The following is a 26,785-nucleotide window of genomic DNA, read 5'->3' on the forward strand; positions in this document are numbered from 1 at the left end:
CGAATCCCCGGGCGGGTGAGGCGTCGCTAGTAGCCCAAACGGACGGGAACTGTTTCCTGTCCCGCGGCCGCCGGCAGGAACGCCAGGGCCGAGACATCGTTCCGTCCGTCCTGCCCCAGCAGCACCGCGCCGTATGCGGCGTCTCCGGAGGCGGACACCACGTAACCCACGACGTCTGATTCTTCGGCCTTTTCCGGGATCGCGATCGCAGCGGTGGTTCCGCCGGCGATGTCTGCGGTGGCAGCCGCCCTGACTTTTCCGTCGGCCGTGATCGGCGCATAGGTGATGGTGGCCCTGGTATCCAGTGCACCGAACACCAGTTGGCGAAGACCGCCCTTGGGGACAGGGACGACGTGCTGGCTGCCCAGCCGTACGCCGGACGGCACCCAGGCCACATCTGAAGCCTGACCGGGTTGCAGCCCACGGCTCATGCGCGCCCCGGCAATGAAGGAGACGTCTGACGAGGCTGCAACCGTGTACGGGCCGGCCGGCACACCAGCCAACGAAACCTCGGTTACGGCGCCGGCTTTCGCCGTGACAACGCCGCCGGACGGCAGGGCCTTTTGGCCGTCCCGCCCGTACAGCTTGATTTCCACCACCGCATCGGAGGCGCCCGGAACCGTCAGCTGCAGGGAAGGCCCGGCGTCCCCGTATCCGGGGCGCCCGGTCAGGGCGGAAATTCCGGCCGGGTCCTGGATGTCCACGCCGGTGACAACCTGGCGGACGGCCGGGGCAGTGCCCGGCGCGATGAAGTCCACGCCGCCCGGAGTCAGGCCCCGCAGGACGCTTTGCTGGATGGACGCGGCCACCGGGCCGCCGGCGCTGCGCACATGCACACTGAGCTGGGATTGGTTTGCCGCCAGCCCTGCCAGGACAACCGACCGGGTGGTGCCCGGGGCCACCAGCAGGCCGCGGCTGCCGGGCGCCTGGATTTGTCCGCCAGGACCGAAGAGTTCAAGGCTGACTGTCGCCGGGGTGCTGGACGCATTGGTCAGCGCCAGCACGGACGTTCGCCCCACGGTGGTACTCGCTCCGGCCAGCCATTGGTCATTGGAGGGCTGCGCACAGCTGGCCGCGGCGCTGCCCTGCAGGTCGCCGTCGCCCGCAGTGTATTTCATGGCAGCCGCTGCAGAGGCATTCTGGTTTGCCACCGCGTTCGCGCTGAGGACGCCCACTTGGTCCGTCGGCTTATCCGCCACAACGCCGGCGCGGAGTTCCTGCGGCGGCGCGGTGGCGGGCGCCGCCCCCGGATCCTTGGCGATCTCGACTGCCCCGCTTCCATCAAGGCGCGCAAGGCGGCTTCCGGGCACCACGCCGCCGGCACTGAGCACGGCGGCGGTCACCGTGGTCGCGGCGGTTGCCGACTCCGGCCGGAACTGGGCGTCGGTGCCTGCTTCCGTGCCCTCCAACAGCCTCGCCGGGCCGGGACAGACGCCAACGCTGGCGCCGGCGGGAACAGCGGCTGCCGCCGGCGGAAGGCTCCTGCTTGACTCCGGGAGGGGGAGCAGCGAGCCCGCCGCCACCAGGGCGGTAGCGCCCACGAGGATGATGGCCCCCGCCGCCACACCGGCAACGGCAGCGGTGCGCGTCCTGCCCATGGGCAACGCGGTGGCGCCGCTGCCGGTGGCCTTGCCGCTACCGCCTTTCCCTACTCCGGGGGTCACCGAAGCACTGGCCGGGAGCTCCGTTACGGCCGCGCCCGATGTTTCGTCGGGGGCCGGTGTCTGCTCATGCATTCTGGTGTTCCTTACGCAGGGAGCCCTCATCGCGTGAGAGGCCGGTCCGCGGCCTTTGCGCGGGCATGGGAATGGCCAGGACGACCGTCAAGCCGATCACGGTGATTTGGGCAGCGGCAGCCCACCATGCCCAGGGATTCCCGTAGCGGATCGTGAGTTGGCCACCCGATGCCGGCAGGGTGAAGGCCTGGGACCAGCCGGAGGTGGTTGAGGTCAGCTTCCTGCCGTCGAGCCAGGCGCTCCAGCCGGGATCGGCGCGCTCGGCCAGAACCACGAGGCGGCCTTCCGGCCCCGCCGGAACAGTAGCCTCGACGTCGTCCTTGTTCGAAGGGACCTGTCCCACTGTGGCGCCCTGCGCATCGATAATTCGTACGCGGTGGGCGACGTCGGCGGCTTGGACCACCGGCTGGTTGAGCGGGCTGATGCGCCAGAGCCAGCCAACATCCGTCTGCCCCACGGCAACCAGGCCGGGCACGGCGTCCATCCGGCTGGCTGTGAGCTGGGCTGCGGTATCGGCGGAACGGAGCACGACAAATCCGGCGCCGAGCTGCTCAAGGTCACGGCGCGGGTCCACGCCCTGGCCGGCCACCAGGGTTGCGACAACCCGGCGGATGGAGGCAGTCACGTCGTCGTCGGCGCGCACTTCTTCGGCACCCGGGGCACCGAGGATGTTGCGCGCGGATGCCATGGCGGAGAGGCTGTCGAGGGTGGTTCCTGCACCTCGGACGAGGGACGCGGAGAACGTGCCGTCGTCACCCGTGCTGATCAGGAGCGTACGTGTCTGTTCCGGACCGGTGCCACGGTCGATGGCGGTGGCGGGGAGGGTCCGTGCCGTACCGGCTTCAACCAGGCGCGGTGTACCCAGCGCTCCCCCGGCACCCGCTTCCGCTGCGGACCGGACCTCGCCAGTCCCCTCGGCGGAAGTGGTGGACGCGGCGGCCGGGCGCAGCAGGTTCTGCGCGGACCAGACGGCCATGCCGGCGAGCGGACCGGCGAGCAGTACCGCCATCACCACTGCGGCGCCCGCCCTCACGGCCCTCCGGGGCTTGACCCCGCGGGCAGAGGCGGAGTCCCCCCGGGCCAGCAACTGCTCAGCCCCCAGGAGCGCGGCCGCAAGGAGGGCGAACCCGGCTGCGGACACGGCCGGCCCGGTAAAGGGTGTCACCAACGTGTCCGCGTTCATTCCCGTGACGACGTGGCTGGCCAGCCAGCCGGACGCCAAGGTGAGGACCGCTGTGATCCAGAACCACCTGGCTGCCCCGTTCCGGCGCCCGGGGAGGAAAAGGCCGACGACGGCAAGGACCAGTAGCGGCGCCGCCACGAAGACTGCGAGCAGCAGGGCCCATGGCACTGTCCCGCCGGCAAAGGCGGCCAGTCCCTGCAGGCCGGCCGCCGGATCGAATTGCAGTGGCTGGCCCAGGAGCTGCTGCCACAGCGGAGCCGCCTTGAACGCCAGCGGCAGCCCCGGATCCGCCAGGAGTGCGCGGGGCCGGTCGAGGGCGGTGAGTGCGAACGGGATGAACAGTGCGGCGCTGGGCAGCAGCGCCCACCAGACGGTGCGGCCGCGCCGGCCCAGAAGCAGGCCGCAGAGCACGATGAGCACGGTTGCCGGGATAAGCAGGGAGGGCGCCGAGGCCGTGGTGGCCGCCAGCGCCAGGCCTGCCGCCGCAGCGGCCGTCCAGGAAGGCGTGCCGTTAACGCCGGGTTTGCCGGCAGAGGGGCCGGCCGCGCTCTCCCCGATGTGGGGCGGCAGGAGGAAGCGCCCGTGGCCCGTTGCCGAGCCTGTGGCACGCAGCAGGCCAAGGACTACCAGCGGGATCATGACGTGGGCAACCAGGGCGCCTGCACGCCCCTGGTTCAGGGCAGCTTGCAGGGCGGGGGCCGCCGCCCAGAAGAGGGCGGCTACGAGGCGAAGGCGGCGCCGGACGGTGAGCCCGCCGGCGGCAAACCAGGCCGTGAGCCCCGAGAGCGGCGCCGCCAACAGGAGCAGCCACGCCATGGCAGCATTGGCATCCCCGCCGCCGAGGACGCCGAGGATCCAGAGCACGTAGCCGAACGGATCCCCCCGTCCGGGAAGCCCCGCGCCAAGGCCCACCCACCAGCTTGAGGCGTTGTGCCAGATGTCACCCAGGGTGGCCGAAACCGGAAGCAGGGCGCCACCGGTTACGGCACCGGCACGGAACAGCCCCGTCAGGGCCAGCAGCGAGGCTACCGAGGCGATGATAATGGCCGCCAAGGCACCATTGCCCACCCAGCCCCGCTTGCTCACTGCCAGGGATGCAAAGTCGTCTGCGGCGTCGCCGGTGGGCTGGTGGGCCAGGGGATCCTGGACGAGGTCGTCGGCGCCCGATCCGTCCGATCCGAGCGCCTCCATCAGGGACCAGCGGTGGCTCCAGACCTCGCGGCGGGGGGTCTGCAGCTTACGGATTACGGATCTGCGGATCCGCCGGGTCCGACGCGCTGCCAGTCTGGCCTTGGCCACGGCCCGCGGCCGCCCGAGGGCCGCACAGGTGGCAAAGAGTTGGCTGATGCCGTGCCCTGGATCCTTGACGACAATGCTCAGAATGAGTTTGAAGAGGCTGCCGAGGAGCGCGCCGACGGCATGGACGGGGACCATCCATGGCGTGCTGTGCTTCAGGCGCAGGTGGACCTGGGCCTTGCATGCCGCCGCGGGGTTCCCCAATGCATGCGGGCGGTGGGCCACGTGGAACATCCGGGCGGCCGGGACCACCACCACGCGGTGGCCTGCGAGCCGGTTCCGCCAACAGAAGTCAACGTCGTCGCCGCTGCCTGGCAGGGCGGGGTCGAAACCGCCGAGGTGTTCCCAGACGTCCCGGCGCACCAGCATGCCCGCGGAGTTAACGGCGAACGTGTCAGTGCGGCCGTCGTACTGTCCCTGGTCCAACTCATCCGCGTCGATGAGGGTGAGCCGCTCAGCCCAGCGGCTGGTGGAAAGCCCTACGTCTATCAGCTTCCGGGGCTCGTGCCAGTCGAGTTGCTTGCAGCCGGCCACGGTGACCGAGGGTGCCCGCTCCACTGCGCCCAGGAGCTCGGCGAGGGCTTCCGGCGCCGGGGCGGCGTCGTCGTGGAGCAGCCAGATCCACTCGGTCCTGCCGTCCATGGTGGCTCCATGGGACGGCGCAAGGGCTTCAAGGGCGGCTGAGACAGCCGCCCCCATGCCGCTCTTGCCCCGGTGCTGGCGAACACTGGCTTCACCCAGGGCTTGCCCAAGCAGGGCCGTCGAATCATCAGCGGACCCAGTGTCCACGCCGATGGCACGGTCAACCGGCCGGGTTTGATTCGCCAGGGCTGACAAAGTTCTGGGCAGATAGGCACTGCCGTTGTGGGCAACCACAACGGCAGTGACATGGACATCCTGAAGAATTAGATTGCTCGCTTCCTTAGCCGCCGGCGCTCACGCTCGGAAAGGCCGCCCCAAATACCGAACCGCTCATCGTTGGCCAGTGCGTACTCAAGGCACTGGGACCTAACGTTGCAGGCACCGCACACCTTCTTGGCGTCGCGGGTTGAGCCGCCCTTTTCCGGGAAAAAGGCTTCCGGGTCAGTCTGGGCGCACAGGGCATCCGTCTGCCAGCCCAGTTCGCCCTCGTCCTCGAAGTCCTGCTGGAAGGGCAGGCCGATCCATACCGGCTGGGCCGGCCCGCTGGCAGGCAATTCCATGGGCGGATCGAGGTCGTCCTCGAGGTCCCCGCCTTCCAAGAGCGCCTCATGCGCTGCCAGGAAGGCAGTGGCCTGGTCCTCCAGGACGCTGCTGGAGTTCCTGTTGTAGCGCTCTGCCGCATCAGGATCCGCGGGGTCCACGTACCAATCGCTTGGCACCCCCCGTGCACGGTATTTCGCCGTTGCCTGGCCGGCTACGACGGCATCTTCCTGGATACGCTCTGCTTGCCCCATGGCGACCCTCCTGATGTTGCAGCCCCTGCCTGGATACGTGGACACTCGGTTTGTGTGCCGGTATTTACGCAATTGCTTTAGTTACCTAATTACACGTGTGTAACTAGGGCGAGTCAAGCCGTGGCCGGGATAATAATCAGTCAAACCTGGGAACATCCGGCACGCCACGCCCGGGAATTTTTAAGACTAAGCGCAGGCATGGGCCCAGTCATGGGCAATGGGGGCTTTTACCCCGGAAAAAGCGCTCAATAGCGGGAAAATACCCGCTCCGCCACAAAATAGCAAGCACACTTAGCATTGGGGGTGATAAGAATCACTTCGCCTGCGCCGCGTCTCCGGCAGCCGTTCCGGGCCGCAGTGACGGGCCACCGCGCCAATGGCAGGATGGAGCCATGACGACTATCCCTGCCACCGACCTGACGGCGCTCCTGCGCTCGGGCAATTCCACCGCGCCGCGCCTCACTTGGTACGGCCCCGACACGGAGCGCGTGGAGCTGTCAGGCCGGGTGCTGGACAACTGGGTGGCAAAGACCAGCAACCTTCTGCAGGACGAGCTCGACGCCGAACCAGGCATGCGGCTCCGGCTAAGTCTTCCCGCCCACTGGAAATCCATGGTGTGGGCGCTGGCCGGCTGGCAGCTTGGACTCGAACTGGTACTTGACGCCGCCCCGGCGGACTTCCTGGCCACGGACGAACCGGCGCAGGTTGGGGAACAGTACGACGCCGTCATCGCAGTGGCGCTGCCCGCACTCGCCATGCGGTGGACCGGGGACCTCCCGGACGGCTGCATCGACTACGCAGCGGAGGTGCGTTCCCACGGCGACGTGTTCATGCCGCACGGCGATCCCGATCCGGAAGCCTGTGCGCTCGTGACCCATGACGGCCGCAGGATCGTGCACGCAGATCTGCTCAGCGGCTTTGCCCGCCCCCACGGGGAGGGGGCCCGGCTGCATGTCCCCGCGGAGCGGGGGCTCGAGTCAGCGCTGTCCGACGCCCTCGGAGTGTGGAACCAAGGGGGCTCGGTAGTGCTGACGCACCCTGACGTGCCGCTCACGGACAAACTGCTGGCCGACGAGCGCATCCACGGAAGCTAGGCGATGCCCGCTGCGGCCAGGCGGCCCGGCGGTTAGGCCTGCGGCCTTCGGCCGGCGGACGGCTCGCGCTCGGCGGCCGGCGCGTGGTCCTTGTGCGGGTGCGCTTCGATGAGTTCGTGGTCGTGGGAGAACTCCGGCTCCTGGTCCAGTTCCTGGTTGAAGACGAGGAAGCGGTAAGCGAAGAAGCGGACCACGGTGGCCACGAGGATGCCCGCCACGCCGGCCAGGAACAGCAGGTTCTTGTTATCGATCCCGAGCCCGTACTTGGCCAGTGCCGTGAACCCGGTCGAAATACCGATGCCGATGCCGTTGATGAGCACGAACATCGCAAATTCACGGAGAATGTTGGCCTGCCGCCGGTGCCGGAAGGTCCAGAAGCGGTTGGCGATCCAGGAAAAGACTGTGGCGACGGTGGCGCCCACGAAGCGGGCTTTGGCTTCGCTGTCGGACATGGGCCCGTGCATGAGGTAGTACGTCAGACCGTTGTCGATGACGAACGCCACACCGCCCACGGCGCCGAATTTTGCCACTTCGCGCCAGAAAAGTGAGGCAAGCCCCCGAATACGATCTGCAAGTGTGCTAAACATGACCCTCCATGGCCGTGACGAACTGTGGGCCACTTGGCCAAAGGCCCATTTTAGCTCCCAAACCTTGGGGCTTCCCCGGCGAGGGCTGTTGGCGGGTGCCGCAATACCGGAAATGTCTCCCCCGACAGACCCCAAAAGCGGGATACCGTTGCCGACTTCGGTAGGCTGGCACATGTGACTTTTCCAGTAATAGGTGTAGTTGGCGGCGGCCAGCTCGCGCGCATGATGGCCCCGGCCGCGACAGCCCTCGGTTTTGAACTCCGCGTTTTGGCGGAGGGCCACGACGTCTCCGCGGTGTCCGCGGTACCGGAGACCCCAGTGGGTGACTACAAGGACCTGCAGACCCTCCTGGACTTCGCCCAGGGCCTGGATGTTTTGACGTTCGACCATGAGCACGTGCCGACGGAGCATCTGCGCGCGCTCCGGGAGGCGGGCGTCAACGTCCAGCCTGGACCCGAGGCCCTTGAGCACGCGCAGGACAAGCTGGTCATGCGTGCGGCTGTGGACCGGCTGGAACTCCCCAACCCCGCCTGGGCTTCCGTCGCCGACGTCCCTGCCCTGGTCCGCTTCGGCGAGGAGACAGGGTGGCCGGTGGTACTGAAGATGCCGCGCGGCGGTTACGACGGCAAGGGCGTACGCATCATCTCCTCCGCGGAAGAGGCTGAAGGCGCCGGGGACTGGTTTGCGGCAATGAGCCCACTGCTGGCCGAGGCAAAGGTCGAATTCACCCGCGAGCTTTCCGCCCTGGTTGCCCGGACGCCGGACGGCGAAGCCCGGGCATGGCCGGTGGTCCACACCATCCAGGTGGACGGCGTCTGCGACGAGGTCATCGCGCCGGCCCTGGATATCCCGGTGGAAGTGGCAGCAGCTGCGGAAGACGCAGCCCTGCGCATCGCCGCCGAGCTGGACGTCACCGGCGTTCTGGCCGTGGAACTGTTCGAGACGCCCGGCACGGGGGCCGGCTTCCTGATCAACGAACTGGCAATGCGCCCCCACAACACGGGCCACTGGACCCAGGACGGCTCCATCACCAGCCAGTTCGAGCAGCACCTTCGCGCGGTCCTTAATCTGCCCCTGGGCGCCACCGATGCGCTGGCGCCCGTGACGGTAATGAAGAACTTCCTGGGCGGCGGGAACCTGGACCTGTATTCAGCCTTCCCCCTGGCCCTGGCCAGCGAACCTGCCGCCAAGGTCCACTGCTACGGCAAGTCCGTTCGGCCCGGCCGCAAGATCGGCCACGTCAACCTGGTGGGAAGTTCGACGGCGGATGTCGACTCAGTGCGCCGGCGGGCGGCTGCGGTGGCAGCCATCATCCGGGACGGACGCCCCGGCACAGAGGAACCGTCAGTAATTTTCGAGGAGAATGCATGAGCGCCGAAGCCACCCCCGCCACCAGTCCCTTGGTGGGCCTGGTCATGGGTTCCGACTCCGACTGGCCCGTCATGGAGGCTGCGGCGGACGCCCTGGCCGAATTTGGAATCCCGTTCGAGGCGGACGTGGTCTCGGCCCACCGGATGCCTACGGAAATGATCCGCTACGGCCAGACGGCGCACGAGCGCGGCCTGCGGGTGATCATCGCAGGTGCCGGCGGTGCCGCGCACCTGCCGGGCATGCTGGCCAGCGTTACGCCGCTGCCGGTCATCGGGGTTCCGGTCCCGTTGAAGACCCTGGACGGCATGGACTCCCTGCTTTCCATCGTCCAAATGCCTGCCGGCGTTCCGGTGGCAACCGTGTCCATTGCAGGGGCCCGCAACGCAGGTCTGCTGGCGGTACGGATGCTGGCCTCCGGTACGGATGAGCTCGCCGCGTCGCTGCGTGCGGATCTCCTGGACTTCGCCGCCGACCTGAACGCCGTTGCCAGCCGCAAGGGTGCCAGCCTGCGCCAAAAAGTGAGCGAGGTCTTCCCAGAAGGCCCGGGCACCTTCCGGGGCAGCCGTTAGGGCGGCGGGCATGGCCAGCAGCAACGTGCCGCAGACCGGGCCGGGAGCGCTCCTGACGGACCCCGTACGGTATCCGGCCAGCGCCTCCCCCAATGTCCGCACCAAACGGGCGTTCGTGCTGGTCCTGCTGACGCTCCTGGTCCCAGGCAGCGCCCAACTGGTGGCCGGTGACCGCAGGCTGGGCCGGATCGCGCTGCGCGTGACGCTCTGCGTCTGGGTGGCCCTTCTCCTGGCACTGGTACTGCTGCTGCTCAACCGGACGCTGCTCATCAGCATCGTCACCAACCCTGTCACGTCGCTGCTCGTGGTGCTGCTCCTGGCGGCCCTTGCTGTGGGCTGGGCTGTCCTGTTCGTGAACACCCTGCGCCTGATCCGCCCCGTCCTGCTGGCACCGTCGGCGCGGCCCGCCGTCGGCATCGCCCTGGTGCTGGCGCTGGTCCTGGGCAGCGGCTCCCTCGGTTATGCGGCCTACCTGCTGAACGTGGGCCGGAACGCGATTGGCAGCATCTTCTCGTCGGGCCCGGCCATCGAGCCCGTGGAGGGACGCTACAACTTCCTGATGATCGGTGGTGACGCCGGTGACGACCGCACCGGGCGCCGCCCCGACAGCCTCTCGGTGTTAAGCGTGGACGCCAAGACCGGCCAGACAGCCATTATCTCCATCCCCCGGAACTTCCAGAACGCCCAGTTCAGCGCCGATTCGCCCATGCGCAAGATCTACCCCGACGGCTATGACTGCGGCGACGAGTGCCTGATCAACGCCATCAACACAGAGGTCACCAACGAACACGCCGACCTCTACCCCGGCGTTGCCGATCCCGGCGCGCAGGCCACCCTTGAGGCCGTTTCAGGGACGCTGGGCATGGACATCCAGGCCTATGTCCTGGTCGACATGGACGGCTTCTCCAAGCTCATCGATGCCATGGGTGGCATCCGGATCAAGGCCGGTGGCTGGGTCCCGATCAGCGGCGAGACCATTGATGAGATCAATGGAATCCACGGCATGCCGCTAGGCTGGATTCCTGCCGGCGACAACACGCTGGACGGCTACCACGCCCTCTGGTTCGGCCGCTCGCGGGAATTCGTCGATGACTACGCACGGATCGCCCGCCAGCAGTGCGTCCAGCAAGCCATGCTCAAGCAGCTTGATCCCGCCACCTTGCTGGCCAAGTTCGAAGACATCGCAGATGCCGGGACAAAGGTAGTGGATTCCAACATCTCCTCCTCGCAGCTGGGCAGTTTCCTTGACCTGGCGATGAAGTCAAAGGGCAAGGAGGCCAAACGGCTCACCCTTGGGCCGCCGGATTTCGACCCGACGTTCTCCACGAACCCCGACTTCGACGAGATCCACGCGCGCGTTGACCAGCTGCTGGCCTCCGCGTCCGGGCCACAGGCTGCCGGCCCGGCTTCCGGGCCGCAGGACGACGCCCTCGAGGTGCCGGCGGCGGGTGCGGGACACCTGCAGGCGGCCGGCCCCGCCCCCGCGCTCCTCCCCCGGCCCTACACCGGAGGCTTTGCGCAGGAGTCACCGGCGCCGTCGGACTTCACGCCCGTGACCACCACCCCCGACGGCGAGCCCATCACCGAGGAGTTGCTGAACGAGCTCAAGCGCGAGGGCAACGAGCAGGCCATCCGCGAACTCGTGGCCACCAACGGACAGTGCGCCGCGCTGTAACTGCACCCATGACTAGCTAGGGAAACGGAACCATCCTTGTACGAGATTGAGAATGTCCTCCGGAACTACGCCTGGGGTTCGACGACGGCGATCGCTTCGCTGCTGGGCCGGCCCGAATCGGGACAACCGGAGGCGGAGCTGTGGATCGGGGCGCATCCCGATTCGCCCTCGGTGGCCCAGGTGCCGGAGGACGGGACGCACAGGCCGCTCGACGCCCTGATCGCATCGGACCCGGAACACTTCCTGGGAGCCGAATCAGTGGCCGCTTTTGGCCCCCGGCTGCCCTTCCTGGCGAAAATCCTGGCCGCCGCCCAGCCGCTTTCCCTCCAGGTCCACCCGAGCCTGGACCAGGCCAGGGCCGGTTTCGCACGCGAAAACGAAGCGGGGATGGATCCCCACGCCCCGAACCGGAACTACCGGGATGACAACCACAAGCCCGAGATGATCTTCGCCCTGACGCCCTTCGAGGCACTGTGCGGCTTCCGGCCGGTGGCCGGGACCCGGAAGATCCTGCTGCATGTTGCGGAGGCACTTACTGCGGACGGCAAGTCCCCGGCGCTCATCCAGGCCCTCCTTGACGACCTCGCCGCCGGGGACGAGGGCGCTGGCCTGCACCGGGCCTTTGAACGGCTGATCACCGGCGGGCCGGCCGTGGCAGAGGAAACGGCCCTCGTGGTGGCCGCCCTGCTCGCAGGGGCGCCTCTGGCACCGTATGAAACCGAACTGCGGACGGTCATCAGCCTCAACGAGAAGTACCCGGGCGACCCCGGCGTCCTGATCTCGCTGCTGCTGAACAGGATCTCGCTGCAGCCGGGCGAGGCGGTATACCTGCCCGCAGGGAATGTGCACGCCTACCTTCACGGTTTGGGCGTGGAGGTCATGGCGTCGTCTGACAATGTCCTGCGCGGCGGGCTGACACCGAAGTTCGTCGATGTTCCCGAACTCCTGCGCACCATCGACTTCCACCCCGTGGCCGTGCCGATGATCAGCGCCGAAAAGACCGTGATGGACCAGGAGCTGTTCCGTCCGCCGTTCGGGGAGTTCCAGCTCCAGCGCATCGAGCTGGGCCCGGATGCCGGCCCCGTTCCGCTGGCCCAGGCCGGTCCGGCGGTGGTCATCGTGCTCGATGGTGCCGTCTACCTCGACTCCCCCAAGGGCGACCTGGAGCTCGCACGCGGCGGCAGCGCCTTCGTGGCGGCGGCGGAAGCGCCGGTCAACGTGCACCGGGTGGCCGGCAGCACGGGACCGGTCCTCGCCTTCGCGGTGACCACCGGGCTTTAGCCGGACTTAGCCGCGCCGCAGCAGGGCAGTTGCGCGGCCCGCCGCGCCCTTGACGAGCCGGCGGGCCGTCTGCAGCCCCTTGCGGGCCAGCGGCATGGCCTGCGCGTACGCGGGGTACAACGGTGAGAGCGGCTTCTCCCATGTTCCCAGCAGCATGTCTTCGTGCTTGGCGAACTGCTTCTTGAAGTCGGAGATGCCGTCGTTGAGCAGGCCGTTGAAGTCGTAGCGGCGGCAGCCGTCCTCCCGCATCGACTGCAGTGCCGCCCACTTCACGCCGTAGTTCACGCGCTGTTTCTGCCCTTCGGAGGACACTCCGCCGTACAGCTCGAAGGCGGTTGAGGCGCTGCGGGAGAGCCAAGTGAACGCCAGCATCTGCTCGCCGTCGAACGCTGCAATGATCGGGGACGCGTCCCCAAGGTTCCGGAAGATGTCGCGGTAGTACTGGTCCTCGTGGATGCCGAAGCCGGCCCGTTCCGCCGTTTCATGGTAGATGGCCAGCACCTGCTCCAGTTCGGAGTCGTTCTTGACCTTGCGGAATTCCACGTCGCTGCGCATCGCCTTGCGGATGTTGGCGCGGGTGGATTTCGACATCTCTGCCATCAGCTCGTCATCGGACCGGGTGAGGTCCAGGATGAGCGTGCGGGGAATGAGCACGGTGTTCGTTGTCTCGCGGAAGCCCGCGGCGGCGACCGCCCCGGCAAAGGCCGAGCCGCGGTCCCAGTCCGGTTCAATGCTCAGGGCGACACCGCGGTGGCGGGAGGCAGCGTATTCGGCCAGGCGGTTCAATACCACCTGGGCGTCCTCCACGGTGCACAGCGGGCCGCGGGGAACGTAGACCAGCGCCTTGAATGGAAACGGAAGCCTCCGGACCAGGAGCTGGGCGCAGCCAATGGTCTCATCGCCGGCCTGGACGAGTACACGGTCCACGGACCAGCCGTGTGCCGCCTTGGTCTCACCCCATCCCCACAGCTGCTGCGGATGCCCCTGGAACCGGTCGACATATTCGTCCCAACGGGCGCGGTCAGTACAGGGCACAACAGCAGGAATCATGGCTTAAACCCTATACCAAGCCCTTAACGCCAAAGCCCCCGGTACGCGCCAGGCGCACCGGGGGCTGCCGCAACCGGCGGGAGCCGTGGCTCAATTCTTGCGGGCGTAGCCTTCCCACTTGCTGGCCTGGTGCTCGCCCTCGACGAACCGGATGGTGCCGGACTTGGAACGCATCACGATGGACTGGGTCAGGACCTTGTCCTTGGAGTACCGGACACCCTTGAGCAGGTCGCCGTCGGTGATGCCGGTGGCCGCGAAGTAGCAGTTGTCGCTGGAGACGAGGTCGTTGGTGGAAAGCACCCGCTCCAGGTCGTGGCCGGCATCGATGGCCTTCTGCTTCTCCTCGTCGCTGGTGGGCCAAAGGCGGCCCTGGATCACGCCGCCGAGGGACTTGATGGCGCAGGCCGCCACGATGCCTTCAGGGGTGCCGCCGATGCCCATCAGGGCGTCCACCCCGGTGCCGGAACGTGCGGCGGCAATGGCACCGGCGACGTCGCCGTCCATGATGAACTTGGTGCGTGCACCGGCTTCACGGATTTCCTCCACCAGCGGGCGGTGGCGGTCACGGTCGAGGATCATGACATTGAGCTGGTTGACCTTCACGCCCTTGGCCTTGGCAATCAGGTGCAGGTTCTGCTTGACGGGCAGGCGCAGGTCCACCATGTCAGCGGCTTCGGGTCCGGTGACGAGCTTTTCCATGTAGAACACGGCCGAGGGATCGAACATGGAGCCCCGCTCGGCCACAGCCAGCACCGCAAGGGCGTTGTTGATGCCAAGGGCCGTCAGCCGGGTTCCGTCGATGGGGTCAACCGCGACGTCGACCTCGGGCCCGGTGCCGTCGCCCACACGCTCGCCGTTGAACAGCATGGGCGCCTCGTCCTTCTCGCCTTCGCCGATGACCACGACGCCGTTGAAGTGGACGGTCTGCAGGAAGGAGCGCATGGCGTCGACGGCGGCGCCGTCGGCCTTGTTCTTGTCACCGAAACCGACCCAGTGTCCGCCGGCGATGGCCGCGGCCTCGGTGACGCGGACCAGTTCCAGGGCAAGGTTGCGGTCGGGCTCATCAATGCCGACGGCGAGCGACGGGGAAAGCGTGGAGTACTTCTGGGTCATGGACGCTGGTGACACGTGAACCTCTTCTTCGAGTGGCGATCATTGAACCCGCCAGCCGGGAGCTGTGCGGTGATTCCTCTGCTATCGATCATAGTCGTGGCACCGCGGCGCGGGGCGGTGCATGACGCGTCCGCGCAATGTCTGCGCTGCAGCGCTCCAGGGCGGGATCCGGCCGAATGGAATCCATGGTCCCCGATGGGGGACTATGGAGGGGTGAATGACATGCAGGAAACCACCAGCCCGAACTCCGGCCAGCCAGCGCCGGAAGGGCAATCCCGTTCCGCCGGCAGCAGCGCGGAGGCACCGGTAAAGCCTGTCATTCCGGCCGCGGCGGCCAAGCGCGCCAACGCTTCCGTGATCGGGATGATCATTGCCCTGGTCCTCAGCATCGCGGCCTTCCTGCCGGTCGTCCTGATGAATCCCCAGCCCAGGAACGAGGGCTACCGGCCGGACATCGACGTCGCCTCCGTCGCACGGAATGCCGCGGATGTGGCAGGATTCACACCCGTGGCACCGGATACCGGCAACGCATTCCGGGCAAACTACGCCCGGTGGGAAGCCGGGACGGGCAGCGGGGTTGCCGCCTGGGAAGTCGGGTACCTGACGCCCAAGGGCTCCTTCATCGGCCTGGTCCAAACCAAGAGCGCCAACCCCACCTGGCTGCTGCAGCAGACAAAGAACGCGCCCGTCACCGGTTCCCGGAACGCGGGCGGGCAGGAGTGGGAGCTGCGGGACACCGGCAAGGGCGAAAAGTCGATGGTGCTCGCCTACCGGGGCACTACCGTCATCCTCTCGGGCGCTGCACAACTGGACGAATTCGCCACCTTGGCGGACGCCGTCGTGAAGTCCCTTGACAGCAGCGGCGCCGTCACAGTTTCCCCCTCTGCCAGCGCCACGCCGTAAGGTAAGGGCCGTGACGACTTATCTGACTCCTGCACTGGCCTGGCGCCGCCTGCGCGAAGGCAACGAACGTTTCGTAAACGGCGAGTCCTCGCATCCCAACCAGAACGCTTCACGGCGCTCGTCCCTGGTGGAGACGCAGAACCCTTTCGCCGTCATCTTCGGCTGCTCCGATTCCCGGCTTGCGGCCGAGATTATTTTCGACGTCGGCCTGGGCGACGTCTTCGTGGTCCGCACGGCCGGCCAGGTCATTGACGACGCAGTCCTGGGGTCCCTGGAGTACAGCGTCGGCGTACTGAACGTGCCGTTGATCGTCATTCTCGGGCACGACAGCTGCGGTGCCGTCACGGCCACCAAGGACGCCGTGGAGACCGGCGAAATGCCGGCGGGCTTCATCCGGGACCTCGTGGAGCGCATTACGCCCTCCGTGCTGACATCCCTGCGCAATGACCAGCCCGAGGTCAACGACATGGTGGTGGAGCACGTCAAGCAGACGTCACAGCGCCTTGCGGACAGCTCGCGTGTGATTTCGGACGCAATCGAAGGCGGCCGCACCGCCGTCGTTGGACTTTCCTACCGGCTTGCAGAGGGCCGCGCGGACTTGGTTTACGGAATCGGCGAGCTCTAGGAGCCACCTGCCGGCGGTCCAGCGGACCGCCGGCAGCCCCCACTTAACGGTTTTCGATGGGGCGCCCCTCCGCCATAAGCTAGCCCCATGACTTCCACTGAAGAGTTCCGCATTGAACATGACACGATGGGCGAAGTCCGCGTCCCCGTGAACGCACTGTACCGCGCGCAGACGCAGCGGGCAGTGGAGAACTTCCCCATCTCCGGCAAGACGCTGGAGCGCACCCACATCGAGGCCCTGGCCCGGGTCAAGAAGGCCGCTGCCCAGGCCAACGCAGAACTGGGCGTGCTCGACGGCGAGCTGGCCAAGGCGATTGCTGACGCAGCCGATGAGGTGGCCGCCGGCAAGTACGACGGCGACTTCCCGATCGATGTGTTCCAGACCGGTTCCGGCACGTCCTCCAACATGAACACCAACGAGGTCCTGGCCGAACTGGCCACCCGTGCGCTCAAGGCCGCCGGCAGCGACAAGGTGGTCCACCCCAACGACCACGTCAACGCCTCGCAGTCCTCCAACGACGTGTTCCCCACGTCCGTGCACGTTGCGGCCACGTCCGCACTGATCAACGACCTCATCCCCGCCCTGGGCTACCTGGCCGAATCGCTGGAGCGCAAGGCAGCCGAGTTCAAGGACGTCGTCAAGTCCGGCCGCACCCACCTCATGGACGCCACCCCGGTAACCCTGGGCCAGGAGTTCGGCGGCTACGCTGCGCAGGTCCGCTACGGCATCGAGCGCATCAACGCCTCGCTCCCCCGCGTTGCGGAGGTTCCGCTGGGCGGCACCGCCGTGGGCACCGGCATCAACACCCCTGCCGGCTTCCCCGAGCGCGTGATCGAACTGCTGGCCACGGACACCGGACTGCCGCTGACCGAGGCCCGCGACCACTTCGAAGCCCAGGCCAACCGCGACGGCCTGATCGAGGCGTCCAGCCAGCTGCGCAACATCGCCATCTCGTTCATGAAGATCAACAACGACCTTCGCTGGATGGGCTCGGGCCCCAACACGGGCCTCGGCGAAATCGCCATCCCCGACCTGCAGCCCGGCTCCTCCATCATGCCCGGCAAGGTCAACCCGGTCATCTGCGAAGCCTCCATCATGGTCGCCGCCCAGGTGATCGGCAACGACACCGCCATCGCCTGGTCCGGCACCAACGGCGCCTTCGAGCTCAACGTGGGCATCCCGGTCATGGCCGCCAACCTGCTCGAGTCCATCCGCCTGCTCGCCAACACCAGCCGCGTCATGGCGGACAAGATGATCGACGGCATCACGGCCAACGTGGAGCGCGCCCGCTTCCTGGCCGAGGCTTCGCCGTCCATCGTGACCCCGCTGAACAAGTACATTGGCTACGAGAACGCCGCCAAGATCGCCAAGACCGCCGTCAAGGAGGGCCTGACCATCCGCCAGGCCACCGAGAAGCTCGGCTTCGTCGGCGAAGGCGAAGGCAAGGTCTCCGAGGCCGACCTCGACAAGGCCCTGGACGTCACCACCATGACGTCCCCGGCCCACAAGGCCTAAATCCGCACTGCTTCCCTGGCTTCGGAGGCCCCTTTTGGGGGCCCGACGGCGGCCGGTACCCTTCGCACGGAAGGTACCGGCCGCCGTCGTACTTTCACCCCAAGCGCTTGAAGGCATCGGAACCCGTCCCGGCGTGGGCGTGATGGTACTACAGTGGATGCATGGCTCCCAGCCGCCATCCGCTCGACGACCTGCGTGAAACGATCGGCCACCTTGCCGATCAGCTCAAGCTGCCCGGCTCGGAGCGCGTCGATGACCTGGTCGGCGATTTCATCGGTGCCAGGCCCGGGCCGGCCCGGCCGCTGTCCGAGGTACAGGCCGAGCTTGACGCGCTGGTCGGACTGGAGACCGTGAAGGAACAGGTGCGGGCCCTCGTCGCACTGCTCCAGGTCCAGGCCCGCCGTAAGGCGCACGGCCTGCCGGAGGTGGCCACATCGCAGCATCTGGTGTTCCTCGGAAACCCGGGCACGGGCAAGACCACCGTGGCGCGGCTCCTGGCCGAGATGTACCGCGCGGTCGGACTGCTGCAGAAAGGCCACCTGGTCGAGGTGGACCGTTCGGGTCTGGTGGGACAGTACGTCGGCCAGACCGCCATCAAGACGGACCGGGTGATCCGGCGTGCCCTGGACGGTGTCCTGTTCATCGACGAGGCCTACGCGCTGGCCCCGGAGGACGGGCGCATGGACTTCGGCCCCGAGGCGATCGAGGTCCTGCTCAAGCGGATGGAGGATCACCGCCACCGCCTGGTCGTGATCGTGGCCGGGTACCCGCAGCTGATGGAGTCATTCCTGCTTTCGAACCCCGGACTGCGCTCCCGCTTCGCCCGCGAGATCACCTTCCCCGACTACTCCGTCGACGCACTCCAGACGATCTTCCATCAGATGCTGGCCCAGCACGAGTACACGCTGGAGCCAGGTGCGGACCAGATGCTCCGCCGCATCCTGACCGGGCTCCACGCGGGCGAGGACTCCGGCAACGCACGGTTCGCCCGCACCTTGTTCGAGCAGGCGCTCAACCGGCAGGCGCTGCGGCTGTCGCTCGACGGGGAACAAAGCCTCGACGCACTCGACCGTGAGGCCGTCATGACGCTCACCGCGGACGACATCGTGGAGGCCGCGCGCGCCCTGGGCGAGGAGCCGGAACCGGAACCGACGCCGGAACCGGAGCAGCCGCGGTGGTGGCGCTGGCTGCAGGCTTGACCGGAGCCGCGGCGCCTGCGGGCTTATGGCTCGAAGTGCGCGGTTCCTGACGGCGCCAGCGCCTGGCGGATGCTGGTGAGGTGCCCGGGCATCAGTTCGGGAAGTTCGTCGAGGCCAAACCAGCCAACAGCCAGGGATTCGTCGTCATTGACGCGGGCCTCGCCGGCCACATAACGGCACAAAAACACCACGTCCAGGAACTCGCAGACATCGCCGTTGGGGTAGGTCACGGGGCCTACCGCGCCCACGGACACCACGCGTTCGGCTTCCGCGATAACCGCCGTTTCCTCGAAGATCTCCCGGACCAGACCCCGGGCCGGCTGCTCCCCCGGGTCCAGCATGCCGCTGATGAGTGCCCATTGCCGGTTGTCTGCCCGCTGGGCCAGCAGGATCCTGCCGGCATCGTCGATCACCACTCCCCGGACGCCGGGAACCCAGAGGGGGTCGTTGCCGATCTTCTTGCGCAGCTTCAGGACGTATTCGGGTGCAGGCATACCGCCAGCCTACCGAAGGCCAAAGCCATTCAGGCCGGCAGCAGCATGGCGGCGGCCGTTCCGGCAAGCATGAACGGGCCGAACGGAATGGACGATTTCAGGGTTCCCCGGCGGGCCGCAAGGAGCGCCAGGGACCACAGGCCGCCCAGCAGGAAAGCCAGGAAGGTCCCGGCAAACAGGTGGCCCCACCCGAGGTAGCCAAGGTACAGGCCCAGCACTCCGGCGAGCTTGACGTCGCCGAAACCCATCCCCGCCGGGTAAATAAACCGCAGGATGAAGTAGAAGAGCCACAGGATTCCCGCCCCGGCCAGGATGCGAAGCGCCGGAACGGCCAGGATTCCGGCCGTGCTGTCCACTGGTGCCTGGACGGGACTGGCCCAGGCCACGGCGGCTGCCGCCAGCAAGAGGACTCCTGCCACCGCATAGGAGGGGAAGACAATCCGGTTGGGCAGCAGGTGGTGCCGGACGTCGATGATGGTGAGCCGGACCGCCATCACGGCGAAGTAGAGGCAGGCCGCCAGCACCAGCCAGAAGGCAGGCGGACTGTACTGCCAGAGGTCACCCAATCGTCCGATCACCCCTCGGATGCTACTGGATCCGGCCATTCCCGCCGTAGCACGCCCGCGTAAAATGTGGATATGTCGACCTGGGACTCCCGGCATGGGGCGCAACCCGAGACCGCTGCCGCCCCCGCGGACCTCGCAACCATGTTCAGGAACCTGTGCCGGTCTTCGCCCTGGAAATGGCAGTCGCTGCGCTTCGAATACTGGGACCAGCCTTTTGACCGGGCGCCGGATCCTGCCGCTCCCTTTGTCCGTGCCTGGCTGCGCCGCCCGGGGGCGCTGCGGCTGGAAAGCCCCGACGGGCAGGTCCTGTACAGCACAACGGGAATCAACGATTCCCGGGACGTCTTCTACGTCAGCGCCACCCGGAAGTCCTGGCTCCTGCCCCCGCACCTGGTGACCCCGGTGTACGACGACGCCGGGCTGGTGCGGCGGCGGCCAGAGGCAGCCTACGGCGAGCCGGGCTTCGGCAACGGGCGTTTCTCTGCTGCGCTCGATCCCGTGGAGCTCGCGGGCAACGCCCCAGTGCCCCTCGAGTTCCCCGGGAACAATGCCTTGGACATACTCCAGGTCCGGTTCGCCGAGCACGAGGGCCGGCGGGTCCTCGAGGCTGAGGCGATTGCCAATCCCGCCTACCGTCCCGGCGACCCTGCCGCTCCGCTCTGCGTTGCCGGCCGGTCGCGCCTTCGCCTGGACGTCGGCACCGGGGTTTGCGTGTCCAGCCAGTCGCTGGAGCCGGAAACGGCGGAACACGGGCACTGGCTGCGCATTATCGCCGTGGATGAATACATGCTGGATGACCTGTTCCTCGCGGAGTCCATGAACCTCACCGACGTCCGCAGGCACATCACCTGGGACATTCCCGCCTGAGCACAGCCCGCCTGGGCACGGACCGATCAGCGCCAATCGGCTAGGCTTCGCGGATGACTACGTTGAGCTCCGTCTGGCCCTTGTTCGATCTCAGGCTGACAACCCCGCGCCTGGAGCTCAGGCCGATCACTGACCAGGACATTCCTGCGGCCGTGGATGCTGCGCGCAGTGGCATCCACGACAACGGCAGGAACCCCTTCAGCACGCCGTGGACTGAGTTGCCGGAGCAGGAGCTGGGCCCGAACATGGCCCGCTGGTACTGGCGTTGCCGGGCCGAGTGCACGCCCGAGTCCTGGACCCTGCTGCTGGGTATTTGGCACGATGGCGGGTTTGTCGGCTGCCAGGACGTCGGCGCCAAGGACTTCGCGTCTCTTCGGACAGTCACCACCGGCTCCTGGCTCAGGCAGTCCGTCCAGGGCCGCGGCCTGGGCAAGGAGATGCGCGCCGCCGTCGCGCTCTACGCGTTTGACTGGCTCGGCGCTGACGTGGCCGAATCCGAAGCCGCCATCTGGAACGAAGCCTCCCTCGGCGTCTCCAGGTCCCTCGGCTACGAGCTCAACGGGACCACCCGCAAAACCTGGGGCACGGAAGTCCAAACGGTGCAGCACGTCCGCCTCACCCCGGAGAAGTTCCAGCGCCCCGAGTGGGAGTTGAAGGTCCAAGGCCACGAGGCAGCGGCGCGGTTCCTGCACACTAGCTAGGGTCGGGCCTGATGCCCGGGCGGCCCTTCCGGCAGCGTGGAACGAGCCAGCACGCAGAGGAAGGGCCGCCCGGGCACCCCTGCCTAGCCCTCCAGGAGTTCCGTCACCAGGGCGGCGATCGGCGAGCGCTCAGAACGGGTCAGGGTGATGTGGCCGAAGAGCGGGTGTCCTTTCAGGGTTTCGACGACGGCGGCGATTCCGTCGTGCCGGCCAACGCGGAGGTTGTCGCGCTGGGCGACGTCGTGGGTCAGCACGATCTTGGAGTTCTGGCCGATCCGGCTCATGACGGTGAGCAGGACGTTCTTCTCCAGTGACTGGGCCTCATCGACGATCACGAAGGCGTCGTGGAGGGAGCGCCCGCGGATGTGGGTGAGGGGCATGACCTCGAGCATGCCGCGGTCCATGACCTCCTCCACCACTTCCTGGCTGACCAGGGCGCCCAGTGTGTCAAACACTGCCTGGGCCCAGGGGTTCATCTTCTCCGACTCGGACCCTGGCAGGTAGCCCAGTTCCTGCCCGCCGACGGCGAACAGGGGCCGGAAGACAATCACTTTGCGGTGCTCACGGCGTTCCAGCACAGCTTCCAGGCCGGCGCAGAGGGCGAGCGCGGACTTTCCGGTGCCGGCGCGGCCGCCGATGGAGACGATGCCGACGGAGGGATCCATCAGCATGTCGATTGCCAGCCGCTGCTCGGCGGACCTGCCGTGCAGGCCGAACACGTCACGGTCGCCCTTGACCAGGCGTACCTGCTTGTCCGCCCCCACCCGGCCCAGCGCCGAGCCCCGGTTGGAGAGCAGGACGAGGCCGGTGTTGACGGGAAGTTCGGCGGCGGCAGGAATGAAGACGGGCTCCTGGCCGTACAGGGTGGAGATTTCCTGTTCGTTGGCTTCGATCTCGGCCACTCCGGTCCAGCCGGAGTCCTTGACCAGTTCATTGCGGTACTCATCGGCTGTCAGGCCCATGGCGGACGCCTTGACCCGCATCGGCAGGTCCTTGGATACCACGGTGACGTTCCTGCCCTCGTTGGCGAGGTTCTTTGCGACGGCGAGGATCCGGCTGTCGTTGTCCCCGCTGCGGAACCCCAGGGGCAGCACCTCCGAGGAGATGTGGTTGAGCTCCACGGTGAGCGTCCCGCCGTCGCCCCCGATAGGGATGGGCTCGTTCAGGCCGCCGTGCTTGACCCGAAGGTCGTCGAGGAGCCGCAGGGCCTTGCGGGCGAAGTATCCCAGCTCGGGGTCGTGGCGTTTGGCTTCGAGTTCGGTGATGACCACTACGGGGACGATGACTTCGTGTTCGGCGAACCGGAGCAGGGCCCGCGGGTCTGAGATGAGGACGGAGGTGTCGATCACGAACGTGTGGATGAGGGGTTCCCTTCCGGAGACGGCAAAACCGGCCTCAGCATCAGTTGCTGAACCGGTTTGTGTAGTGGCTCGCGCGGCGCGAGAGGTAGCTTTTCCTGCCTGGTCGGAAAGGACCTCGTGCAGTTTTTCAGAAGTAGCCACATCGACTCCAGCCCCGGGCCCAGCCCGGCTTTGTTATTGGTGAGGCGGCTCGGCCACGAGGCCGGGTCCGGCCTCCCATACAACCGGTGCGATGTTTCGCTCCATGTACTGGCCTCCCCGATCAGCCGGCGGTTTTGCCTGCTGATGGATATAACGTAAATCCACTCCAGGTAATTTCCGCAACCATTATTCGGCGATTCCTGTTGCGGCGGCGTGAACTTGCCGTGAACCGCAGAAGTCAGGCCCCGAAGCGTCGCTGCCGGCCGGCGTAGTCCCGGAGGGCGCGGAGGAAGTCCACTTTGCGGAAGGCAGGCCACAGGGCCTCACAGAAGTAGAACTCGCTGTAGGCGCTCTGCCACATGAGGAATCCGGACAGCCGCTGCTCCCCCGACGTCCTGATCACGAGGTCCGGGTCCGGCTGGCCCCGGGTGTAGAGGAAGCGCGAGATGTCGTCGACGCAGAGGTCGTCGGCAAGCTTGGAGATATCCGTGCCCTTGGCGACGGCGTCGTGCAGCAGTTCGCGGACGGCGTCGACGATTTCCCTGCGGCCGCCGTACCCTACGGCGACGTTGACGTGCAGCTTTTCCCGCACAGGGGTCCTGGCCGTCAGCTTGGTGAGCCGCTCGGCGAGGTAGTCGGGCAGCAGTTCGGGCGCACCCATCGCATGGACGGAAATGTTTGCGTCCTCGTCCAGCCGGTCAAGGGTGTTGGCGATGATGCCCATCAGGAGGTCCAGTTCCTCGCTGGAGCGGTTCATGTTGTCCGTGGACAGCATGTAGAGCGTGACCACCTTGACGCCCAGTTCCTGGCACCAGCCGAGGAACTCATGGATCTTGTCAGCCCCCGCCTGGTGGCCCTGGCTGGTGGGGGCGTTGAACTGCTTGGCCCAGCGCCGGTTGCCGTCAACCATGACGCCAATGTGCCGGGGAATCCGGTCCCGGGGGAGATCTTTGAGCAGACGGCGTTCGTAATAGCCATAGAGGAACCCGGGCAACTCCACGCGTCCACTCACCTGACTTTCCTGCCGAACGTACTTGCACATCCTAGGCTACCGCCCGCCACGGGCCGGTACTTCCCGCAATGCCGGGGACGGGCGTCCACCGCTTGTTACCAGCGGGTAACTTACCGGGCCGTAAGTTATTCTTGATCCATGAACAGCCACTCTCCGAAGGCTCCGCTGACACCCCAGCCGGAGGACAGGAACAGTGCCGGGACAGGTCCCGGGCCAAGCGCGGTTGACGATGCCGCGGCCAGGCTTGCCGAACTGCTGATGATCAAGCCGAAGTGGCGGGGCTGGATCCATACCGTCACCGCGCCGCTGGCCCTCGCGGCAGGCATCATGCTGATCGTCCTCGCCCCGACGACGGACCGCAAGATCACCTCCGCGATCTACGCCGCCACCGGTGTGCTGCTGTTCGGCGTCAGCGCCGTCTACCACCGCGGCAACTGGTCCCCCGGGGTGAAGCTGGTCCTGAAACGGCTGGACCACACCAACATCATGCTGGTCATCGCCGGCAGCTACACGCCGCTGGCCTGGACCCTCCTCGAGCGTCCGCAGGCTGTCCTGCTGCTATGCGTCATCTGGGCCGGAGCCATCCTGGGCGTGCTGTTCCGGCTCCTGTGGACGCACGCTCCCCGGTGGCTCTACGTGCCCATCTACATTGCCCTGGGCTGTGGCGCACTGTTCTACCTGCCCCAGTTCTTCCAGGCCAGCATTCCGGCAGCGGTGCTGATCTGCGTGGGCGGCGTCCTGTACATCACGGGGGCGGTCTTTTACGCCCTCAAGAAGCCCAACTTCAGCTACCACCATTTCGGGTTCCACGAACTGTTCCACGCGTTTACCGTCTTCGCGTTCGCGGCGCATTTCACCGCAATCGCCATCGCGGTCCTCCGCTGACCGCACGCCACCGCTGACCACGCGCCCCGCCGACGGAGGCGCCTCCCGCCTAGTTGCGGGGGCCGGGAAGACCGGGGCCGGAGGCGTCGCCATTGGAGTCAGGCGCCGCGGCCGGGGGGCTGTCCAGCCCCTCCTGGGCGTCGGCAGCCTCCACGTCGGCGGCGGCCGCAGCCGCCAGGCGTTCCTCCTCAACTTGGGCCCGGTAGCGGACCCGGCGGATCCGGCGCACCATGTCGACGATCAGCAGCGCGGTGGCCACCACAAAGAAGGCGGTCATGATGAACCCCAGCAGACCCGGGGTTACCTGGTCCTCCGAGATCCCCTCCCGGAGCGTGGGAGTGGGCAGCGGAGTCGGGGTGGTGGCGAGGCTGAGGAGCAGAGAATGCACGGTGGATACCTTCTGGTGGAACGGATGCAGCAGGAAGCGGTCATCGCCGGCCGGGGCCGCTATTGTCTTCTACGCCAGATAGAAATTGCCTGCCGGTCTATCTTAGCCCGGCAAACAGGTCCTTTTCCGGGAGTTCGGACGGCACCCGCGAAGAGATCAGGGAGTAGTCCTCCCAAGGCCAGGCGCGTCGCTGCATCTCCGGCGAGACGGCAAAGAAGAACCCCAGCGGGTCAACCTGCGTGCGGTGGGCACGCAGCGCGTCGTCGCGCACTTCAAAGAAGTCCCCGCAGTCGATCTGGGTGGTGGTCGGGTGCGCCGCCGGTGGCGGGGTGTGGCCTTCCGCGTCGGATTCCAGCCATGCTGCCAGCCGCTCCGCGTACGGGGACTGGAGCCCCGCCTCTTCGAGTGCAAAATGCAGGGCGCGGAAACGCTCCGGGCTGAACGCACGGTCGTAGTAGAGCTTGCTGGGCTCCCAGGGCTCCCCCGCTTCCGGGTAACGCTGGGGGTCCCCCGCGGCTTCGAAGGCTTCCACCGCAACCCGGTGGGCCATGATGTGGTCCGGGTGGGGGTAGCCACCGTTCTCGTCATAGCTGAGGATGACGTGGGGTTTGAATGAACGGACCAGCCGCACCAACGGCGCGGCCGCCCGGTGCAGGGGCAGGGTTGCGAAGGAGCCGGCCGGAAGGGGCGGCAGCGGGTCGCCCTCCGGGAGCCCCGAATCCACGAAGCCCAGCCACCGTTGCCGGATGTTGAGGATGGCCGCGGCCTTCTCCATTTCCAGCCGGCGGGCACCGGCCATATCCCGTTTGGGATGCGGCTCGCCGTCCACTGCCGGATTCTGGATATCGCCACGCGAGCCGTCCGTGCACGTGGCCACGAGGACGTCCACTCCTGCCGCCGCGTACATAGCCATGGTCGCAGCGCCCTTGCTCGACTCGTCGTCCGGGTGGGCATGGACTGCCAGCAGCCGGAGCGGCACCTGGGGTTTGCTGGACGCTGTCATGGCGGGACTGCTCCTGGTTCTTCTGGACGCGGCTTGTGGCGGCGCCGCGGACGATAACGGTGCGGGCTGGCTTGTACGGCGGCTGCTGGGCCCCGTAAAGCGCAGGCGGAAAGGGCACTAAACTGGTCTGGTGACTTCCCCGGACCGGCCGGCCCATCCCGCGCCCGCAGACACTAGCCTAGCCAATCGGTATGGTGCTAAAAAGCGCAGGTTCACCCCCACTGCAGCCCGCGCGGCTGCAGGCGTTGCACTGGCGGCGGGAATAGGGTTCCTGGCGTGGGTTTCAACATCGAATTCGCTGTCCGGCGTGACGTTCAAGGACATCGGCTACAGCACCACTGACTCCACGCTGGCGGAAGTGGATTTCCAGGTGACCCGCGAGCCCGCCAAGGCGGTTAAGTGCGCGGTCAAGGCCTTGGACTCGAAGTTCGCGGTGGTAGGTTGGAAGGTTGTGGACATCCCGCCGTCGGTGGCAGATGGCACGCCCGACGGCGGCCGGACAGTTGCCCAGCGCGTCACCGTTCGGACGGAGTCAGCGTCCGTATCCGGCGTCGTTGACAGCTGCTGGATCCCCGGGGATGGGCAATAAAACCTGTGACGTGCAACGCTTCGAGGTTGGGTTATCTCCAGAGGATTGACTACAATAAGTAGATACCTTCACCCCGCTGAGCTGGTTACTGTTCCACAAGTGGCCACCGTGGCGGGGTCTTTTGCATGTAGGACCACTAGAGGAG

The 26,785-nt window shown here is 67.2% G+C and carries 25 protein-coding genes; 13 read left to right on the top strand and 12 right to left on the bottom strand.

What is annotated here, in order from left to right:
- Positions 1–26 precede the first annotated feature (26 nt).
- Genes AC2JAJ_RS01330 through AC2JAJ_RS01340 form a run of 3 tightly spaced genes read right to left on the bottom strand, consistent with a single transcriptional unit; the run spans position 27 to position 5,651 of the window.
- Positions 27–1,736 (bottom strand): DUF5719 family protein, encoded by a 1,710-nt coding sequence (locus AC2JAJ_RS01330; protein ID WP_486414561.1) that lies wholly within the window; start codon positions 1,734–1,736, stop codon positions 27–29.
- Positions 1,729–5,091 carry a glycosyltransferase family 2 protein gene (locus AC2JAJ_RS01335; protein ID WP_486414560.1) on the bottom strand — a complete coding sequence of 1,121 codons (3,363 nt, stop codon included), beginning with the start codon at positions 5,089–5,091 and terminating at the stop codon, positions 1,729–1,731. The genes AC2JAJ_RS01330 and AC2JAJ_RS01335 overlap by 8 nt, the downstream gene beginning before the upstream one ends.
- Positions 5,092–5,120: 29 nt before the next feature.
- The gene (locus AC2JAJ_RS01340; RefSeq protein ID WP_486414559.1) at positions 5,121–5,651 is read right to left on the bottom strand and encodes a WhiB family transcriptional regulator; all 531 of its coding nucleotides are present in this window, start codon (positions 5,649–5,651) and stop codon (positions 5,121–5,123) included.
- 392 nt (positions 5,652–6,043) lie between these two features.
- On the opposite strand from AC2JAJ_RS01340, the gene AC2JAJ_RS01345 reads away from it, so the two are divergent.
- Positions 6,044–6,745: a TIGR03089 family protein gene (locus AC2JAJ_RS01345; protein ID WP_486414558.1), complete on the top strand. Its 702-nt coding sequence runs from the start codon at positions 6,044–6,046 to the stop codon at positions 6,743–6,745.
- A 32-nt stretch (positions 6,746–6,777) separates the two neighbouring features.
- On the opposite strand, the gene AC2JAJ_RS01350 is transcribed toward AC2JAJ_RS01345, so the two are convergent.
- The gene (locus AC2JAJ_RS01350) at positions 6,778–7,332 is read right to left on the bottom strand and encodes a GtrA family protein (RefSeq protein ID WP_221383973.1); all 555 of its coding nucleotides are present in this window, start codon (positions 7,330–7,332) and stop codon (positions 6,778–6,780) included.
- A 222-nt stretch (positions 7,333–7,554) separates the two neighbouring features.
- Between AC2JAJ_RS01350 and AC2JAJ_RS01355 the strand changes: the two genes are divergently transcribed.
- From AC2JAJ_RS01355 to manA, 4 genes are read left to right on the top strand one after another with little or no spacing between them, the layout of a single operon-like run.
- The gene (locus AC2JAJ_RS01355; RefSeq protein ID WP_374226140.1) at positions 7,555–8,703 is read left to right on the top strand and encodes a 5-(carboxyamino)imidazole ribonucleotide synthase; all 1,149 of its coding nucleotides are present in this window, start codon (positions 7,555–7,557) and stop codon (positions 8,701–8,703) included.
- Positions 8,700–9,272, top strand: a complete 573-nt coding sequence (gene purE, locus AC2JAJ_RS01360; protein ID WP_221383975.1) for a 5-(carboxyamino)imidazole ribonucleotide mutase — start codon at positions 8,700–8,702, stop codon at positions 9,270–9,272. The genes AC2JAJ_RS01355 and purE overlap by 4 nt, the downstream gene beginning before the upstream one ends.
- A gap of 10 nt (positions 9,273–9,282) precedes the next feature.
- On the top strand, positions 9,283–10,947 hold the full coding sequence (locus AC2JAJ_RS01365) for an LCP family protein (RefSeq protein ID WP_486414557.1): 1,665 nt from the start codon (positions 9,283–9,285) through the stop codon (positions 10,945–10,947).
- A 36-nt stretch (positions 10,948–10,983) separates the two neighbouring features.
- Positions 10,984–12,228, top strand: coding sequence for a mannose-6-phosphate isomerase, class I (gene manA, locus AC2JAJ_RS01370; protein ID WP_486414556.1), 1,245 nt, complete (start codon positions 10,984–10,986; stop codon positions 12,226–12,228).
- A gap of 6 nt (positions 12,229–12,234) precedes the next feature.
- Here the strand turns inward: manA and AC2JAJ_RS01375 are convergent, their stop codons facing one another.
- Together AC2JAJ_RS01375 and glpX are read right to left on the bottom strand one after the other, a co-directional pair.
- A complete protein-coding gene (locus AC2JAJ_RS01375) occupies positions 12,235–13,278 on the bottom strand; it encodes a lipid II:glycine glycyltransferase FemX (RefSeq protein WP_486414555.1) in 1,044 nt (347 codons plus the stop codon).
- A 90-nt stretch (positions 13,279–13,368) separates the two neighbouring features.
- Positions 13,369–14,391, bottom strand: coding sequence for a class II fructose-bisphosphatase (gene glpX / locus AC2JAJ_RS01380; protein ID WP_221384065.1), 1,023 nt, complete (start codon positions 14,389–14,391; stop codon positions 13,369–13,371).
- Positions 14,392–14,613: 222 nt separating this feature from the next.
- On the opposite strand from glpX, the gene AC2JAJ_RS01385 reads away from it, so the two are divergent.
- From AC2JAJ_RS01385 to AC2JAJ_RS01400, 4 genes are all read left to right on the top strand, one after another.
- A complete protein-coding gene (locus tag AC2JAJ_RS01385; protein ID WP_260323076.1) occupies positions 14,614–15,294 on the top strand; it encodes a DUF4245 domain-containing protein in 681 nt (226 codons plus the stop codon).
- 10 nt (positions 15,295–15,304) lie between these two features.
- Complete coding sequence (locus tag AC2JAJ_RS01390; protein WP_221383980.1) at positions 15,305–15,919, top strand: carbonic anhydrase; 615 nt, start codon at positions 15,305–15,307, stop codon at positions 15,917–15,919.
- Positions 15,920–16,006: 87 nt separating this feature from the next.
- On the top strand, positions 16,007–17,434 hold the full coding sequence (locus AC2JAJ_RS01395) for a class II fumarate hydratase (RefSeq protein ID WP_221383981.1): 1,428 nt from the start codon (positions 16,007–16,009) through the stop codon (positions 17,432–17,434).
- A gap of 161 nt (positions 17,435–17,595) precedes the next feature.
- Entirely contained in the window at positions 17,596–18,633 is a 1,038-nt protein-coding gene (locus tag AC2JAJ_RS01400) for an AAA family ATPase (protein ID WP_221383982.1), read from the top strand.
- A gap of 23 nt (positions 18,634–18,656) precedes the next feature.
- On the opposite strand, the gene AC2JAJ_RS01405 is transcribed toward AC2JAJ_RS01400, so the two are convergent.
- The gene (locus AC2JAJ_RS01405; protein WP_221383983.1) at positions 18,657–19,127 is read right to left on the bottom strand and encodes an NUDIX hydrolase; all 471 of its coding nucleotides are present in this window, start codon (positions 19,125–19,127) and stop codon (positions 18,657–18,659) included.
- A gap of 29 nt (positions 19,128–19,156) precedes the next feature.
- Complete coding sequence (locus AC2JAJ_RS01410) at positions 19,157–19,705, bottom strand: prepilin peptidase (protein ID WP_473693163.1); 549 nt, start codon at positions 19,703–19,705, stop codon at positions 19,157–19,159.
- A gap of 60 nt (positions 19,706–19,765) precedes the next feature.
- On the opposite strand from AC2JAJ_RS01410, the gene AC2JAJ_RS01415 reads away from it, so the two are divergent.
- Together AC2JAJ_RS01415 and AC2JAJ_RS01420 are read left to right on the top strand one after the other, a co-directional pair.
- Entirely contained in the window at positions 19,766–20,560 is a 795-nt protein-coding gene (locus AC2JAJ_RS01415; protein ID WP_486414554.1) for a hypothetical protein, read from the top strand.
- A 53-nt stretch (positions 20,561–20,613) separates the two neighbouring features.
- Positions 20,614–21,261, top strand: a complete 648-nt coding sequence (locus AC2JAJ_RS01420; protein WP_486414553.1) for a GNAT family N-acetyltransferase — start codon at positions 20,614–20,616, stop codon at positions 21,259–21,261.
- 83 nt (positions 21,262–21,344) lie between these two features.
- Here the strand turns inward: AC2JAJ_RS01420 and phoH2 are convergent, their stop codons facing one another.
- A complete protein-coding gene (gene phoH2, locus AC2JAJ_RS01425) occupies positions 21,345–22,763 on the bottom strand; it encodes an RNA 5'-3' helicase PhoH2 (RefSeq protein WP_486414552.1) in 1,419 nt (472 codons plus the stop codon).
- A gap of 238 nt (positions 22,764–23,001) precedes the next feature.
- Positions 23,002–23,763 carry an isoprenyl transferase gene (locus AC2JAJ_RS01430; protein WP_486416759.1) on the bottom strand — a complete coding sequence of 254 codons (762 nt, stop codon included), beginning with the start codon at positions 23,761–23,763 and terminating at the stop codon, positions 23,002–23,004.
- Positions 23,764–23,913: 150 nt separating this feature from the next.
- Between AC2JAJ_RS01430 and trhA the strand changes: the two genes are divergently transcribed.
- Positions 23,914–24,660, top strand: a complete 747-nt coding sequence (gene trhA / locus AC2JAJ_RS01435) for a PAQR family membrane homeostasis protein TrhA (RefSeq protein WP_374226137.1) — start codon at positions 23,914–23,916, stop codon at positions 24,658–24,660.
- A gap of 49 nt (positions 24,661–24,709) precedes the next feature.
- Here the strand turns inward: trhA and AC2JAJ_RS01440 are convergent, their stop codons facing one another.
- Together AC2JAJ_RS01440 and mca are read right to left on the bottom strand one after the other, a co-directional pair.
- Positions 24,710–25,048 carry a hypothetical protein gene (locus AC2JAJ_RS01440; protein WP_486414551.1) on the bottom strand — a complete coding sequence of 113 codons (339 nt, stop codon included), beginning with the start codon at positions 25,046–25,048 and terminating at the stop codon, positions 24,710–24,712.
- 97 nt (positions 25,049–25,145) lie between these two features.
- Positions 25,146–26,051, bottom strand: a complete 906-nt coding sequence (mca, locus tag AC2JAJ_RS01445) for a mycothiol conjugate amidase Mca (protein WP_501053310.1) — start codon at positions 26,049–26,051, stop codon at positions 25,146–25,148.
- 130 nt (positions 26,052–26,181) lie between these two features.
- Between mca and AC2JAJ_RS01450 the strand changes: the two genes are divergently transcribed.
- Positions 26,182–26,640, top strand: coding sequence for a DUF4307 domain-containing protein (locus tag AC2JAJ_RS01450; protein WP_501053311.1), 459 nt, complete (start codon positions 26,182–26,184; stop codon positions 26,638–26,640).
- Positions 26,641–26,785: the final 145 nt, after the last annotated feature.

The organism is Arthrobacter sp. MOO21, from assembly GCF_057369995.2.